This window comes from Bacteroides sp. 224 (assembly GCF_010500995.1).
In the GTDB taxonomy this organism is placed as follows: Bacteria; Bacteroidota; Bacteroidia; order Bacteroidales; family Bacteroidaceae; genus Bacteroides.
In genome coordinates this window covers 15,534-32,770 of record NZ_QVMK01000036.1, presented here as the reverse complement: position 1 = coordinate 32,770, position 17,237 = coordinate 15,534, and the positions used below count along the sequence as shown (strand labels likewise).

Here is a 17,237-nt window from a genome sequence, read left to right as displayed (position 1 = left end):
TAATGATCGTCGGGATGTTCTGCCTTGTATTCTTCCCACAGCAGTTTCAATGTGACATGTTTGCGATCCATCTCTTCCTGTAGGTAGGGTAATAGTTCTTTGAATGTTGCAAAACGATTATCTGTATATGCAGGATTACCTCCCTTCAGGCGATGTTCAAGTACGGGATCGTCGAGTTTCAGGAGCTCGTTGATGCTGAGATCATCGCTCTCAACCTTGTTTACATAATGGTTTACGGTCTCTTTATTGATGCCGATTATTCGGGCTATCTTCCGATTGGAGAAGCCCTGCTTCTTTAGAAGGAGTAACTGTTTTATTTGGCTCATTTCTTTTGTTTTTCCTGCCATAATATTATTGTATGTTAGATTTGTTTCTACATACAATATGGACATAAAGAACAGGAAAGTGAACGGCAATGCTCCGTTTTTTGGTGCGGCACTTGCAGTCAAAGGAAAAGATGAACGGATATACTCCGTTTTTCGGTCGCAAAGTGCTGTCAACCAAACAATTTCTCTTTTCGATGTGAATGGGAATACTCCGTTTTATGGATGATTTTGAATGCTTTTAGTATCAATCAAAATCACTGAACGGCAATGCTCCGTTTTTTGAGGCGATTTGAGGCGATTTTGGCAAAAATGAACGGATATACTCCGTTTTTTAAGCCCTTTTCAAGCCTTTTTCAACCCCAAAAGTGGATGGATTGAACCGATGGGAGTGGGTGGGAATGCTCCGTTTTCGCCATTTCCCGTTTCCATCAGATCTTTACATATTAGATGTTAAATATCTAAGATTCACTTCAGACATCATACTCCTTCATTCACTACTCCATTTTTAAACCACAAATTCCAATCCTATCTTTAATGCGATCTCTTTAGCTTCTTCAATTAAGGAATCCCGATAGATATTTATTTCAACGCTTTCAATTGTAGGAAAATTATGCGATTTAGCATCAAAATAACAAGCTACTTTCTCTAATAAGGGAAACTCATCATAATGACTTTCCTCATATCTTTCTAAAGCAACATACAACTCTTTTGGATAAAACCAACTTGGAGATTTTGTAAAAAAGCCATAATTGACTTCATCTTGAGAAAGTGCCTCTTTCAATGCAAGTAAATAATAAGAAAAAAACATGTTATTTGTTATCTCCATTGGTGCTAATCAGAATCTGACAGATAGATATTTTTTCTCTTCCAAATATAAACATTCTCTCCATAAACTTCGTCCTATTTCACAGTGAATTTAATCAGTCTCTCTTTATCTAATATTGGTATTTCAATTCGTACACAAAACTTTTAAAGTCATTGCCTGTTTTTTATTTAGTCATCATCATTCTTAAAAGCATCAAAAAGATATCTATGGCACTCGCTTAAAGTCCAGTGACCTATTTTCGAATGTAACAATTTTTGCCTATATTCTCCGGGTATGTGAAAGTAAACTTTAATATGATCATTTTCTTTGTTTATATCAATAATCCATTCGCACGGCCTATCACTATTTATAGCCTTGCTATAGGCTTCCATCACCTCATCACTATCAAACTGAATCTCACCCCTTTTTATCAGTCTATCCGAAGACCAATCAAGGCTAATCGATTTTATACAAGGACGCACCTTAAAATCAAGGTTATAAAGATCTTCTCGTATCAAAGTTTCGCGTTCACCATTCAGATAAGTAATAATCATAATATCTACAACACCAATATTATCTTGATGATTAACAATAGTGCGAGATTGACACTTATGCCGATATTCCACATCCCACAACCCACATGGAATTGGTTTTTTTGCAGCATTATTCCATATAGATGTCCATTCTTTGCCTAATAACATTCTGCGATTACTTTCTTCAAATTCCTCTTCCGAAAGTGAGAAACCATCTCTGATGACATTGTTTATATCGTCAGGTTGAAATTCTTCAACAGTATAAGAGCCTATTTCAACAACTGTCCCCCCTCCATACAACCAAACATTTACAACGCCACAAGGCGCCATACCAACAAGTATTCGATAAAAAGTATCCTTTTGTTTTCTCGTGTTTATGAACCCTTCGGCAAACAGAACTTCCATTTTTTCTTTAGGAAGGTTGATAAAACCGCTATAAAACTTCTTTTCAATATAAGAATACCATCGTAGTCCTAATCCATCAGGAACTCTTTTCAAATCCGGGCCAACTCTATTAATTACAGGACATTCTTCTCCCCACTCGCTCATTACCAAACGCCAAGGAAGTATGTGCACACCATCCTTTTCGGGATAGGTTAATATTCCGCTAAAAAGCCAAACAGGATATTCGCGAGGAACAGAAAGCATTGGTAACCAATCATATTTCGGTTCACTATTACAGCTAACTGTCATTATTACAATAAATATTAAGAAATAAATTTTATTCATACTCAATTTGAATTACAATAATCTTACTAATACACTCTTCAAAATTTTCCATCGTTACCAACACATTCTCAATCTTCACTTTTTTCCGGCCGATGATCTTCAGCCTCTGGCAATAAGAATAAAAATCATTCAGTTCATTTACCAGTTTTCAATAAATTTCTGCTCATAAGATTGTATGTCTATCAATATATTCCAACGCACTTAATCGAATTCAAAGTTCGGACATGATCCGCAGGAAAGATTCTATTTGAAGCATCACTGTACGGATATTATTATGATCATAAATAATACTTAATGTATTAGATAGCATTTCTTCGAAAGAACCAGAGGGTAGAAGCGGGAATATAATTGGAATCCACTTCATACCTACTTCCGTATTTACGAATACGCCCTATAATGAGATGATACTTGCCTAATTGTTCATAATTCACATCTCCTTGTGGAGTATCTGTTTGTTTTCATCTTTTTTCAATCTTCCATATAAACTTCTTCATCTTCATCATACTCATCTTCATCATACTCATCTTCATCATACTCATCTTCATCATACTCATCTTCTTCATACTCATCTTCTTCATACTCATCTTCATCTGTTGATTCATTTTCTGTTGTCGGAAGATATTTTCTATCCCCAACCGTTTTAGTAGCTACATGCTTAACCAATTCGCCTTCGTCGGCCTCAGAGGAAAGGAATAACAGAAAAGATCCTATTCCATTTGATGCCCATGCTCTAATAATAAGATCACTTAACCCATCGCCATCATAATCTTCAATTCTATGGACTTTAAAATTCCCCAAACTGCACTTTTCCGCATATCGACGAAACAATACTTGCTTTTTAGAGTCAACCGAAAAGGTTATTTCGTTCCTTCCTTTTTTCTTCAAAGCTCTATTTGTATAACAATAGCTTTTTCCATTTAATTTCCAAAAACGAGAAATTTCATCAGTATTATTACTCTCTTTTATATCATAACTAAAATCTGCAGGAATCTTGTTTTGCATATTTGTATTATAGGTCTTAAAACCTTTAAAAAAAATCATTCTATCAAGATAGTATTTACTACTAGCACTTCCATCTTCAAAAACAGGAATGGTAATGTCATTACAAGGATTATTCGACATATTACGAACCCTAATAGAATCTACTATTTGATGTTCTTTAAAAATGGGATTAAATTCACTATCCAGATAATACACTAACCATTCATCTCCAATAGTAAAAGGCATAGTGTAGTATTCTCTATAAATAAATGGATGTATCTCATATCCTTTGTAAGAATAATCCAGCAAGATGTTATCATCATACACAACTATCGTGTTTTTATCAAGTATTTGTTGACTGCACGACTGCATGCATGGAAATAGTATAAGTAATAAAGGTAATTTCAATTTCATAACTTTTTATTTAAAAATAGTATTTATTTTCAGTCACAATATTCTCCGTATTTAATTATTTTAGTGGCTACATGTTTTAACAGTTCGCCTTCGTCGGCTTCAGAAGAAAGAAAAAGTAGAAATACGATTATATCTCTGTCTGCTGGAAAGTGAATAATAAGATCATCTAATCCATCACCATCATAATCTAAATTATGATATCTAAAAAGATTCAAACAGCATCTTACTGCATATCGACGAATTAATACCTGCTTTTTAGAGTCAGCCGAAAAGGAGATTTCATTTATTCCTTTTTTCTCCAAAACTCTATCTGTATAGCAACAACTTCTTCCATTCAATTTCCAAGAATAAAAAAGTTCATCATACTTACGTTTCTTTTTTATACCTGCATCAAAATCAGAATAATTTTTGTTTGGAACATTTGTACTATAAGTTTTAAAACCTTTAAAAAAAATCATTTCATTAAGATAGTTTTTACGACTAACACTTCCATCTTCAAAAACAGGAATGGTAACATAACGAGAATACTCACGAAACGTTTCGTCTCTTACCCTAATAGAATCTACTATTTGATGTTTTTTTTAAAATGGGATTAAATTCACTATCCAGATAATACACTAACCACTCATCTCCAATAGTAAAAGGCATGATGTAATCATCATAGGCAAATGGATGGATTTCATATCCTTTGTAAGAATAATCAGACAAAAGGTCCTCCTCATACATAATTATAGTATTTTTATCGAGTATTTGTAGACTGCACGACTGCATGCATGGAAACAATATAAGTAATAAAGGTAATTTCAATTTCATAGTTTCTTATTTTTTAAAGTTTTATCATTTCAGTTCCTTATTTTTCAGATATTCAAGTATTATAGTAGACGCCCATTCTGCTCCGCGACTAATTAGTGTTAGTGAGAAAGCAATACAACTTAATTTAGTCTTATTTATTTTGGAAATAAGAAATCTGTAGCTTGATATTTTAGACAGGAGCATTTCTTTACTCATATTTACCATTTGTATTAATGTGAAAATAAATACCTTCTTTATTATGTTATTATCAAATCTGCATTTTCTCAATCTGCCCACTTCACCAATCAACCGGATATTGTTTCCAATTTTCGGGTATCTCTATTTTTTCATATTCGTATAGAGACATAGCACCATGTGTATAAATTCCTGTTTTGTAACCCACATAAGTAAGCATATCACCTATCGAATTCAAGTTATAAAAGCGTGTCTTATATGCACCCATAGTAAAAGTATAAAAATCATTATCAAATATTTGTGCATGTATCTGTTTATTCTTGCAATAATAATATCCTTTCTTTTTATAAAACATTTTACTATTTATTTTAGGATTCTTTTTTAGAGAGTCAGTATCTATACTTAATTCCAAATACCTCCCATTAGGATAAAATACACAAAAAAAAGAACTGGAAAGATCCTCAAATTGATTTTTAGGTATTAACCTATATACATTAATACTATCTAAAGGAAGGCATGAAGCAATATTTTCCACTTTTTCCTTCATACTAAATCGTGGTCTTTTGGGTACATAAATACCTGATTCGTCTATATATCCTCTATTATAGTACAAACCCCATTCTGCTCCGCAACTAATTAGTGTTAGTGAGAAAGCAATACAAATTAATTTAGTCTTATTCATCTTAGAAATAAATATAAGCAACCTGAAATATCCAGATGTTTTATGTTCAATTCAGATTTTAGATGTGTATATGCTTATTTGATTTCATATTAGTGCAATTTGATTGTTACTACTTTGACTGTATTTTTCTACAGGTTCAAGAAATTCTCCATATATTGATTTCTCATTATATATTTCCATAAATACTTCTTTAAACTTGATCTCATACCATTTGTTACTATTATGGGAAATGACATTTTCCTCATTTACCACCCTCATAATTTCAACAAGGGTTCCAACATTTACCTGAGTAATTACTTTACTATTTGTATTGCTATTATCTCTAATATTCACTTTGTTCGCATTAATGTATGTACAATATACTTTATAGTAAATAATAGTATCTTCGGAATAAAGCGATTGAGAATATGTCGCTACATTAGGTAATAAAAACATTATTAGGTATAAATATTTCATTTGTTAATTTTGTAATCGCTAAACAACAAATCAATAATGCCCCCTATGTATAAAGTACTCAGCAAAGATACAATTACCAATGAAATAATTCCTCATTTACCTGTAGCAAAACGTGGATTTAAGACAACAAGTTATCTTGTGGAAATGGTTAATTGCATATTGTATAAGTTGAAAACAGGAATTCAGTGGGAGTTTCTTCCTGTTGAAAGTCTTTTTTCGAATGTAGTTTTGAGTTATAAAACTGTATTTGGTCATTTCCGTAACTTCCCTCTCAACGAAAATATCGGCAACAACAAAAATACAGCAATCACCGACATCACCAATCCCCCTATTGTACCGGCAGCCAAGGGAAACCAAAACGATTCTTTGGCCGTTCCCACCAGGAAAGGAATAAAGCCCAGAATGGTAGAAATAACCGTAAGGAAAATAGGAACCACTTTAGCATTCCATGCTTTGGTGTAGGCTCTTAAGGAAGAAAGTTTCGGAAAGCATCGCCTAATGGAATTATATTCATTCAATACATAAATGCTCGCATTTACGGTAATCCCACAAAGCAATACAAACGAAGCGAAACCTCCCTGATCAAAGTTCAGTTTAAACCAATAAAAGGTAAGGAATACTCCGATAAAAGATACCGGGATCACAAAGATAATAGCCAAGGGCTGCTTCAATGAGTTAAACAGGATGCTTGACGTAAAGAAGATAATGGCAACAATAACCAATAACAATAAATACTGCTTATTGTCTTTTTTACTCCAACGCCATCGGTTCCCATCGGAATTAGCTGTATATCCCATTGGTAAGTGCTCTGTAAATTCTTCCAAATCCTTATCCAGCAATTTCCATCCCTGTTCTGTTGAGCCTATATATTCATATTGCAAACAAAGTCTATACTGTTGGTTCTCCTTTACAATATTCTGTGGGGCCTGCCCTTTCTCTATGACTGCCAATTCGGATAGTTTATAATGCTTCCCACTGGTATCATAAGGAAAGTGTTGCATCCCCCAGATATCATACGCCTGCGATTGACCCGAAGAGAGTGTAATCCTTTCAGAACCCGATTCAGAGGCGATGGCACCCACGGACACATCCTTCACAAATACTGGTTGCACGGTGGAATAAAGTCCCCGGGCCGAGACTCCTTCACGAGCCATACGTTCTTTATTCAGTTGAAAATAAAACTCCTGATAATCATCTTTCCAGGTAGAGAACTCTGAATTTATATCGACTTCCCGGATGCGACGACGTTCGAGCAGTTTAGTTTTCAGCAACTCCGCATACCCATAAAGTTCATCGTAATTATAGCCATACATTTTTACCCGGAATGAACCTGCCCTCTCACGCACATCGTTGCTAAAGCCCATATCTTCCAGACCATATACTCCCCAACTTCCACCTCCCAGTTCGAGTGCCTTACTTGTTATATTCGATTTTAAGGTATAAGGAAATCCACTATATTGATGTTCTTTGGTAAAATAAATATTGATATTTGCCCGACGTGCTCCATACACCGAGGTTTGGAATTGCTTAATCTCTTTAAATTCACTCAGGTAAACCTCCATCCGGGAAATCAGGTTATTCATTTGCTCTACTGTACTCCCGTTGGGCAACGTAGCATTTACCCGCAAAACAACTTCTTCATTGTTTCCAAAATAACTGCCTTCATATACCTTCTGGGCAAAAAGCCGTAAAGTACCTCCAAATACCACATCTATTACAGGCTTTACCTTCTCTTTATAAGTGGTTGTACCTATTGTTTCATTATAAAACTGAGCCATACGTCCTTCTCCTTCCACCTTCTCGGGTATTAGAAAAACGGGCAGCCCGAACAGAAAAATAAAGAGCAAGCATACGGCTATGCGCCAGCGACAGAGAAATCGTATCATTCGCTCATAGAAGCGAGTAAAATGAACAGCTCCCCGTTTGAAGAAGGTTTTACGATGCCCTTTCTTTTTCCTTTTCTGCAAGCGCAACTTATCTATTAACGCCGGAACTAAAAAGAGTGCGGTAAACAATGAAATACCCAGATTAATAATAACCACCGCTGCAAAGTCCTGCAAATTCAGGCGTATCTTTTCATCTAAGAAGAAGATGATGACCAATGCCCCCATCGTTGTTAAGGTAGCCGCGAGAATAGACATAAACGCTTTCAGGTTTTTCCGATGCAACAGGTGATCGGTCATCACAATGGTATTATCAATAATCAAATTCAGAGAGATGGTAATACCTGCCAGCGAATAAATCTGCATTTCCAATCCGAACAGATAATAAAAGATTAAGGCAATGGCTATATTGATACTCAAACTGATAACAATCAACAACAGATAACGGGGACTGAGGGTAATAATAAACACAAACAAAAGCAATATAAGAATCGTTAACCCGGTGCGCAGGTATATTTTATTTAATTCTTCATTGATAAACTCTGTAGCATCATAGTTTGCATGTACCTCATATCCGGCAGGTAAAAAAGCATGCATTTGCTCCATTTCAGCCTTCACTTGCTTGCTAAGTTCCAATTGATTAGCACTCTCTTCGGCAGTAATTGAAAGATAAATCGAATTCAATCCATTGATGCGATAATAACTCTGCGGCCTTTGTTCTTGATAAGCCACCTTTACCAACTCATTTAGCTGAATCAGTTTACCTCCGGCAGCTGTCACCACTATGCTTGCGGGTTTAAAAGTAGAATTATCACCTTTAGGCATTAAAGCCAATCGTATCCATTCTTTCTTACCCGGAGCGGTTTCAAGGTCACAGGTACCCAAGAACTCTTTCCGGTAATGCAATCGGATAGCCTCCTGTAGCTGATTAACAGTGATCCCTAATGTTCTCAGCTGCTCACTGTCATACTCCAATCTCCATTCCATGGGAGTAGCCCCACTTAAACTTACCTGATAAATACCGGACAGTTGTGCGAGTCTTGGCTTGATGTTCTCTTCCGCATATTGTTGTATTAAAATAGGAGAAGAAGGAGCATTCAGAATAAAAGTCATAAATGGTCGCACGGCATTTTTATCGGGCACCCTCATGCTGATGGTAGGATATGACACTCCCTCCGGCAACTGAGGCCATGTCTGTCTGATGATGGTAGAAGCCTCAAAGCGAACCGCGTCTATATCTGCATGTCTATCTAATTCAATAGTTATACTTCCCGACCCATTGCCCGAATTGGAATTTATCTTTCTTATTCCTCTGATACGAGCCAGCATCGCCTCCAGTTTACTTGTAGCCTCTATTTCCACCACACGGGAAGAGCTTCCTGACATCCTGAAATTCACCGTAAATCCGGGAAGCGTATGAGAAGGGTTTAGCTTCACCGGCAGCAATGGAATCAAGGCAATCCCTACCAACGCCAGGCAAATAAAGGCAACAACCAGGGTAAAAGAAGAAACGTTTCTCATATTTGTTTTCTTTTATTGTCCTCTTTGTAAACTGTAATCGAATTTATCGGATAGAGAAAAATCAAATTCAAAATCGTGCAGCGTGAGCCTCCTTATTTTATAATAATTCAACCAATAATTCTTTAAGGCAGATATATAATTTCGTTGCGCTTCCTGCTGGCGATTCAGGGAAAGTGTCAAACTGTTGACATCCGTTTTTCCAATGACAAACCGTTGATGGGTTTCATTGTAAGCCAGGATAGCTAAATCCAATGCTTCTTCGGCACTGGCTATCAGGTCTTGCTGAATATTAAAGTCATTGACTGTCATTATCACTTCTTCTTCCAAGCTGACTTCACTTTGGCGGGAGGCTATCTTTACTACATTCAGGTTGTTTCGTGCCATGTTATGTTTGCCTTTGCGCACTCCCCAATCTACCAACGGAATACTTATTTTTAAGGAGATAAGTTCCTGACGCATTAAGTCCTGATAGGTATTAATTAAACGTTTGTCTGATTGATTAAAGCCAATACTAGCATTTACACTGGCATTGAAACGAGACTCTTTATAGGTTTTATCTACATTCCTTTCGGCTTCTAAAATATTTTGCTCCAATCCCAGAAACTGCGGATTGTTCTCTCGTGCTAATAGAATGGCTCTATCAGCAGGTATACTCATATCGCGAGGACGTGCCGGAATATCCAATTCAATCTCTGTATGTTTATCGAGATCTAAGTAAGAAGCCAATGAAAACATAGCTCGTTTTAATGAAATAGCTGCATTCTGTAAGGTATTCCGGGCATTTACATGTCCTAACTTTAAGGTCAATAAATCGGCTTGTGAAATAGCAGCTATCTTATGTCGCTGTAATCCTAAACGATAAAGTGTATCACTGGAAAGCACATTATCTTGCGCCAATTTATATTCCGCCTGTGCCATAGCTAAGGCAAAGAAATAGGTAGTAGCTTGTTCGGATACTTTTTCAGCATTATAAATAAATTCTTTCTTGGCTTTTTCGTACTTCAAAGGTTCTATTTTCTTTTCCCATTTAAACGAATTATAGCCTATCAGGCTCTGCTTATATCCTATACGGATAGGTACACTTGTATATTCGGTTTTCTTATTTTCACCAAAATTCTGCATATATCCCAATTCCGTATCTAAGTAAAACGTACCCCCGGTTACATCCAGATTCTGTTCAACAGCCAAATTTCCATACGCGTTAAAGTTTTGCTGCCTACGATAAATATCTGCATTCAAAACCGAATTATAGCTTTTAGTAATATTTCGTTTATAGTCGGCAGGAGTCATCGCCAACGTTAAGCTTGGTAAACGATTCGCCTTATAGGTACGAAACTCCCAATAACTTGCCAGATAGAGATTAGCCATACGAAAAGATTCCAACGAACTATCGTTGGCTAAAGCAATTGTTTGTTGTAAGCTGAGCTTTACTTTTTGCTGGGCAGATAGCGGTAAAGCAATAAGCAGATATAGAATAATTATGTATTTATGCATCTTTCATCCTTTCTTTCTATAAATAAACCAATACACCAACGGAATAATAAACAAGCTCACCAGTGTTCCTATTGACATGGTACCAATCATCGCAATAGACAGCGGCTTCTGAAGTTCCGATCCCATATCCGAAGTGAAAAGCAACGGAACCATAGCAAAGATGGTAGTCAGCGATGTCATAATAATCGGTCGCAAGCGCCTTTTACCTGCGGTATGGATGGCTTCCATCAATGGAGTGCCGGACTTCCGCAACTCATTAATAGCATCCAACTTTAATATAGAGTCGTTAATAATAATCCCACAGGTTACAATCAAGCCAATGGCAGACATTAAATTCAACGTATGCCCACACAACCAAAGTAGCAATAATGCAAATGCGACATCTATTGGTATCTCTATTAAAACGATCAGAGGTTGCAGAAAGCTTTCAAACTGAGCGGCCAGAATAAAATACATCAGAAGCACAGACACCAACAGGATCACCACCAGTTCATTCAGCATCTTTCTATTGGAAAAGAAACTTCCTGAGAAACGGGTATCCCACTCTCCTGTCTCTTCTGTGATTCTTTTCACTTCGGTCATTAACTGCTCAGCGTCCTTTACCTGATAAAAGCTGAAAGGTATGTACTCTCCATTCTTTCCAGCCATAATACTTTTCAAATCTTCCGACGGAACAATAGTTACCAATTCACGGATAGGGATATAATTCACCCTATTGTTACCAGTAGCTTGCGTCTGTATCAGCGTTTCCTGCAATACGGTATTAACAGTCTTTTCTTCTCCCGCAATGGCAATGGGCAAGTATTGCTGAAACGAGCGAAGAGTTGCCACACTATTTTCTTTAAAAGCAGTCTTTAGTGTTCGATACAATTCATTGTAAGAAACATTATAAAGCAATAGTTTCTCCTGATCAATCAGAATATTTAATTGATTCTCAAAGGCAATCTTAGTGGGAATATTTCCAGTTTGCTCGGTTATACTTGCTTCCAACGTCTTCAGATCATCGGCTTCGGGTGCCCGTTCCCGGTTTCGGGCATATAGTTCGGCCACTACTTGCGCCTCTCCGGTTACAAAAAGCTTCTCAAAGAAAGTTTCCGGAGGTGAAAAGGTGAAGACTGCATTCGGATAAAGCTTCGATAGCGTTTTTTGTACATCTTCCTGTAAAGGAGTTATTTCATCGGTATATTTCGTTCTAAAGTATAACTCCGCTTCCGAAGAAGAGAGTTCCTGCTCTCTGTTCAGCAAAAAGTCTTGCTGACCAATAGATGCCGTATGTTCTATAAAACGTCCTTCCAATGTTTTAAACAGGCTATATACTCTGTTTCGATTCTCGTGTACATGTATATTCTCATTCCAGTCGATATGTACCATTAATTCGTTCTGACTGATCTCAGGCATCCGCTCTTTTCGGATAAAAGAAAAAAGAAATACGCACAGAGGGATAGATATCAGGCAAAATAGAGTACAGATGAATTTATGCTTAAACACCCAATCTATTCCTCTATCATACCATCCGTCTAAAGTATGCTCCTTAAACGGATTATTGATTTTCAACGCAAAGAGCTTCTTACTTCGCATTCGAAATGAATACACCAACGCATACAATACAGGAAGCAACATGATTCCGGTGAAATACGAAACAATCAGTCCCACGGTTACAGAAAAGGCCTGATCGAAGAAAATAGCTCCGGCAATACCACTCATAAAAATCAATGGTACAAACACAGCAATGGTAGTAAGGGAAGAACTCAACATAGGGGTTATTACTTCGCTTGTACCCGCTACACAAGCTTTATGCAAGGTATACCCTCTTTCTCTGTACTGTGAAATATTCTCGGTTACAATAATCGAGCTATCAATCATCATCCCCAATGCCAGTATCAATCCTGACAGTGAAATGATATTCAACGACATTTTAAACAGGTAGAAGAACAAAAAGCAAATTACAATAGAAACCACCATACTCAACCCAATAATAAAAGGAGACTTTACATCGCCTAAGAATAGGATTGCTACAATACAAATAAAGATAAATCCCAGAGAAAGGTTTTGCTGCAAATTGGAGATGGTGTAATCAAGCAATTCCGTCTGATCTCTACTGATGTTGAATTCAATATCCGAATATGCCCTTGAGAAATGATTCATGGTTTTTCCCAATGCACCTTTCAGGTTATCCATATTCTCATCGGCTTGTTTAATAATAGCCAATGTTACCGCGCGTTTACCATTGGAAACCGACACACCTTTTTCCTGTACAGGTGCCAGATGGACACGACAAAAGTCTTTAAACTGTATAATCCGTCCGTTCTTATTTATATAGATGTTTTCTATATCTTCCACCGTACGTAGTACCGTAGAGAATTTAATATTATATTCGTAATAGCCATCGCGTACCGTCATACTACCCGGCTCCACATTATTCTGGTTCAGAGCAGATTCTACATCTGAAATAGACAAATCCAGTGTAGCCAGTTTATTCATATCGGGGATGATTTGTACCTGCCGGGCCAACAGACCTGTAACATCCACCATAGCCACTTCCGGCAATTGTTCAATACGCCGTTTAATGACTGATTCTGCAAATTCACATAGATCCAGGAATGCTTTTTCATCGGTATCCTGATAGACAATATCATTCTTTAAAGTCAGATTCAGGTAGAACACCGGAATATCCGTAGCACTGGCCTTTACTACTTTTGGTCGATCCGCTTCTTTAGGAAGATAATTCATGGATGCATCAATCTTCTCATTGACTTCGATAAAAGCCAGATCGGTATTTGTGCCATAATCAAAGCTTAAGCGAATAATTGCGGCACCATCCCGGGTTTCACTGGTCATATCGCGCAACCGGGTCACCTGTATCAATTGCTGGCGAATGGGTTTCACAACGGTATTCTCCAACTCACGAGCCGATGTATTGGCAGAAGATACCTGAACCGTTATCTCCGGAATGGCAATATCCGGAAGCAACGACACCGGCAAGGCAGAATAAGTAATCAGCCCAATAATAAAGCAGGCTGTAAATGCCATGAGGACGGCTATGGGGCGTTGTATTAGGAATTTTATCATATTTTTTATTTACGATTAGACTATTTACTATTGACGATTGAAGTTAGATTTACTTAATTTATAGTAAGAAGTTCAGCTATATTTAAAAAAGACATTTATTAATCGTAATTCGTAAATCGTCTAATCGTAAATCACATTCACCGGTGCCTCATGCGCCAAATTCACATTTCCCATTGCAATAACAATGGCTCCTTCTTCCAAATCACTTCCCACAAGTGTGTAGTATTCTGCATTCTCCAAGCCGGTTTGTACATAGTTCCACATAGCTTTGCCATCTTTCAATGTAAAGATTACCTGCTTTCCGGTGCGAAGCACTACCGCACTCTTAGGTACTACCAATTGCTCACCTAATGAACGATGCACGCTGATTCGCACATTCATTCCGGTAAAGAGATTGCTATTCCCGTTTATCTTGGCTCGTACGCGAACTATTCCCTTATCGTCTACCAATGGATTTATCTCGGTAATACTTCCGTCATATCTGGTTGCGGGTCCCGAATAGGGAGTTACCTCTACCTTATCTCCTTTTTTGATTAAAGCCAGTTCGCTCTCCAATACTGTAAAGTCAACTTCCATACCATACGAATCGATAATGGTACAGAACACTTCCGAAGTGGAGGGGATATTGTGAGGTTTGGCAAATAGGTTGGCTACTATCCCATCGAATGGGGCTATCAAAGTAGCTCGATCATATTCATATTGTGCCATTTCATACTGGGATTTAGTTTGATCATAGCCACTTCGGATCTTCGCCAGCTGCATGGTTTCTTCGGGTATCTTGTTGGGATCGTCTATTCCGTAACCTTGTCCTATTAATACATCTTTCAATTCCAATTTGGCTTTCTCCATCGACTCTTTGGATTGGGTCAGCTTGTTACTTAATCGGAATTTATCAAGTTCAGCTATCTTTTGTCCTTTTCTTACCCGATCGCCATTCTTCACATAGATATGAGCTACTATCTCCGAAGATTGAAAGCGAAGATCGGCTACTCCTCTGGCTGTAATCTTTCCGTTGCTAACTAATTCATGGTTGAAAGTCTGTTTCTTCAAAGTAACAACGGTAACTTCACTTTTCTTTTCAGGAAGAACCGTGGAAACAGTTTCTTCTGCTTTTTCTGTTTTCTTTTCCGCGGAGCAAGAGAAGAGAAACAGCATGATTAATAAGAGATAGTAATTTTTCATATTTTGTTTTTTATCTGTAGAGACGCACGGTGTGCGTCTCATATTTCGTCATCGTTATATGCATCTGAGACGCACGCCGTGCGTCTCTACGGGTGTTATTCCTTCAATAATTTTTCCACCTCTCTCCTCATCTCCTTAATAGCCGTAGACTGCACTTTAGGTTCCTTAGTTAACACAATCTTTGCCATCTCTTTCATTTTATCTTGTTCATTAAACGCAGGCTCAGCATAAAGCTTTGTCAACAGATAATAAGGATATATTCTACCCGGCAATAAATGAGTAGAACGTTTAAACCAGTGCTCTGCCTCTTTATATTGCTGTTGCGCTTGATAGTTTTTACCTATAATATTAAAGATCATGGGATCACAACTATAGTTAGCCGCTTCTAACAATATAATAGTGGATTCTTCATATTCATTCAATTTATGGAGGCAATGCCCATATTCAAATAAAAATGCGGCACGATTATTTAAAGCCGGATAAAGTTCTTGATATTCCTTTTTTGCTGCTTGATAAGCATGCATATTATAAAGCATTTTGGTCTTAGTCCACTTTTTGCATTCCTCATATACATTCGTTTTTAAAAGATAAACTCCTACTCCTCCTATCAATAAAGCAAAAAGTAGTAATACATAGTCGTTCTTATCTATCAGGCAAGCAGCTAATAGGAAAACAAAAGTAACCACAAAAGCAGGGAGTTGAAATGGATACGAAGAAAAGGCAAAGACTAACAAAGAGAGAATAGCCCCACATATACCTATTCGTTTCTTTTGAAGACCTTTATAAAAACAGAAGGCAACAAAAGTTAATAGAATAATCAATACAGGAATTCCCCACTCCAAAGCTATATGTAGGTATTCATTGAAAGCGTATTCGGGGCTGCCGGCAACGAGTTCTTCTTGTTCGGAATAGTTTCCGTTGGCAAAGTATTGTTCTTGGGTGGCTCCGTATACTCTTGGGAAACTTCCTGTTCCATATCCGGTGAGGGGTTCTTTTAGAATGGCTTGAGTGGTTATTTTCCACATAAATAAACGACCGTTAGCGGAGTTCTTTTTGAAGGAGAATAATAAAAGGATTCCTAAGAAAGTTATGATAATGAAAATGGAAAGTAGGGTTATAAATTTCTTTGTTTGGTGCTTTCGGTAATTATTCAGTTTGTTTAGCCAATTATGATGTATTCCGTATACGAAGGTACAAGATATGATGGCTGCAATCCAGGCGGAACGGCTCATGCCGGCGGGGAGGATGCAGATGATTAATAGTAGTATACCTCCGGATAGATAAGAACAAACCTTATCCTTCCAATGTTTATCTGTAAGTGAACTCACTTTCAGGTATTCATTTAGACAAAGGGGAAGGATGAGTGCTAAATATCCGGAGTAAGGACCTGGGTTAAAGAAAGAACCGGTTAGGTAGTAGAGTGAGTGATTAGAAATGACATAACCATAAAGTTGATGTAACCCCCAAATTGATTCAACGACACCTAAGAAGATGATTATCCAGACCAGTATAGCTGAAAAATTATTTTTATTATTAAAGCTAATCAAAGTAATAAAAAAGGAGCAAACAACAAACGCACACGATGAATAAGCTATCCACTTAAAATATCCAGTAAATTCCTCTATCGGTACTTCAGTATTTATGTAAAATATAACAGACAGCATAAATAATACTCCTGTAGCCAACAATACATTATTTATTATTTTCTGCATCTAATAACTTCTCTACTTCAAACATAAATTTAATAATTTCCAGAATATACCCCTTAGAGCTCATTCCAATAGTTACTACTATTTGTTACTTGTTACATTTTAATAGTCTTAAATATTGGATATAGAATCTCCTTTAAGTCAGTCACAATCTCCTGTACAAAGCGAACAAGGACATTCTTCTTCAGATGTATAGCTATATATTATATCCCCAAATCGACACGATTTATCACAAATAGTAGCCCAACATCCCAATGTCCCATCACTTTCTTTATCATCAGCAAGAGCCTCTACATTATTCAACAGCAAATCAGACAATAAAGAACCTTTTTGTGAAACATACACATTATAACCTATAAAAAAAAACAACATCATCGAAAAAACAACTTTTAATACATTTTTCTTCATAATTATTTATCAATTTAAAACAAATTAAATAACTCTATCCCTATCAACAAAAAATCCA

At 36.9% G+C, this 17,237-nt stretch carries 15 protein-coding genes; 1 reads left to right on the top strand and 14 read right to left on the bottom strand.

Annotated features, from left to right (window positions below; translation table 11 throughout):
- Positions 1–347: terminase gpP N-terminus-related DNA-binding protein (locus D0T60_RS14930; protein ID WP_407925798.1), on the bottom strand; the 347-nt coding region annotated here is incomplete at its 3' end.
- A 37-nt stretch (positions 348–384) separates the two neighbouring features.
- On the opposite strand from D0T60_RS14930, the gene D0T60_RS14925 reads away from it, so the two are divergent.
- A complete protein-coding gene (locus D0T60_RS14925) occupies positions 385–552 on the top strand; it encodes a hypothetical protein (protein ID WP_163218932.1) in 168 nt (55 codons plus the stop codon).
- A 279-nt stretch (positions 553–831) separates the two neighbouring features.
- Here D0T60_RS14925 and D0T60_RS14920 read toward each other — a convergent pair whose 3' ends face one another.
- The 13 genes from D0T60_RS14920 to D0T60_RS14860 all read right to left on the bottom strand — a co-directional run bounded on the left by D0T60_RS14920 (position 832) and on the right by D0T60_RS14860 (position 17,179).
- Entirely contained in the window at positions 832–1,152 is a 321-nt protein-coding gene (locus D0T60_RS14920; RefSeq protein WP_163218931.1) for a hypothetical protein, read from the bottom strand.
- A 167-nt stretch (positions 1,153–1,319) separates the two neighbouring features.
- On the bottom strand, positions 1,320–2,393 hold the full coding sequence (locus D0T60_RS14915; protein ID WP_163218930.1) for a DUF2931 family protein: 1,074 nt from the start codon (positions 2,391–2,393) through the stop codon (positions 1,320–1,322).
- 211 nt (positions 2,394–2,604) lie between these two features.
- Positions 2,605–2,757, bottom strand: coding sequence for a hypothetical protein (locus D0T60_RS14910; protein WP_163218929.1), 153 nt, complete (start codon positions 2,755–2,757; stop codon positions 2,605–2,607).
- A gap of 104 nt (positions 2,758–2,861) precedes the next feature.
- Positions 2,862–3,788, bottom strand: coding sequence for a hypothetical protein (locus tag D0T60_RS14905; RefSeq protein ID WP_163218928.1), 927 nt, complete (start codon positions 3,786–3,788; stop codon positions 2,862–2,864).
- Positions 3,789–3,817: 29 nt separating this feature from the next.
- On the bottom strand, positions 3,818–4,246 hold the full coding sequence (locus tag D0T60_RS14900) for a hypothetical protein (RefSeq protein WP_163218927.1): 429 nt from the start codon (positions 4,244–4,246) through the stop codon (positions 3,818–3,820).
- A 632-nt stretch (positions 4,247–4,878) separates the two neighbouring features.
- A complete protein-coding gene (locus D0T60_RS14895) occupies positions 4,879–5,457 on the bottom strand; it encodes a hypothetical protein (protein WP_163218926.1) in 579 nt (192 codons plus the stop codon).
- A gap of 84 nt (positions 5,458–5,541) precedes the next feature.
- Positions 5,542–5,790 (bottom strand): SH3 domain-containing protein, encoded by a 249-nt coding sequence (locus tag D0T60_RS14890; RefSeq protein ID WP_163218925.1) that lies wholly within the window; start codon positions 5,788–5,790, stop codon positions 5,542–5,544.
- Between the two features lie 374 nt (positions 5,791–6,164).
- Positions 6,165–9,317, bottom strand: coding sequence for an efflux RND transporter permease subunit (locus D0T60_RS14885; protein ID WP_163218924.1), 3,153 nt, complete (start codon positions 9,315–9,317; stop codon positions 6,165–6,167).
- Between the two features lie 12 nt (positions 9,318–9,329).
- On the bottom strand, positions 9,330–10,811 hold the full coding sequence (locus D0T60_RS14880) for a TolC family protein (protein ID WP_163218923.1): 1,482 nt from the start codon (positions 10,809–10,811) through the stop codon (positions 9,330–9,332).
- A gap of 3 nt (positions 10,812–10,814) precedes the next feature.
- The gene (locus tag D0T60_RS14875) at positions 10,815–13,880 is read right to left on the bottom strand and encodes an efflux RND transporter permease subunit (protein WP_163218922.1); all 3,066 of its coding nucleotides are present in this window, start codon (positions 13,878–13,880) and stop codon (positions 10,815–10,817) included.
- 120 nt (positions 13,881–14,000) lie between these two features.
- Complete coding sequence (locus tag D0T60_RS14870; protein WP_163218921.1) at positions 14,001–15,062, bottom strand: efflux RND transporter periplasmic adaptor subunit; 1,062 nt, start codon at positions 15,060–15,062, stop codon at positions 14,001–14,003.
- A gap of 95 nt (positions 15,063–15,157) precedes the next feature.
- Positions 15,158–16,774, bottom strand: coding sequence for an O-antigen ligase family protein (locus D0T60_RS14865; protein WP_163218920.1), 1,617 nt, complete (start codon positions 16,772–16,774; stop codon positions 15,158–15,160).
- Positions 16,775–16,912: 138 nt separating this feature from the next.
- Positions 16,913–17,179: an NVEALA domain-containing protein gene (locus tag D0T60_RS14860; RefSeq protein ID WP_163218919.1), complete on the bottom strand. Its 267-nt coding sequence runs from the start codon at positions 17,177–17,179 to the stop codon at positions 16,913–16,915.
- Positions 17,180–17,237: the final 58 nt, after the last annotated feature.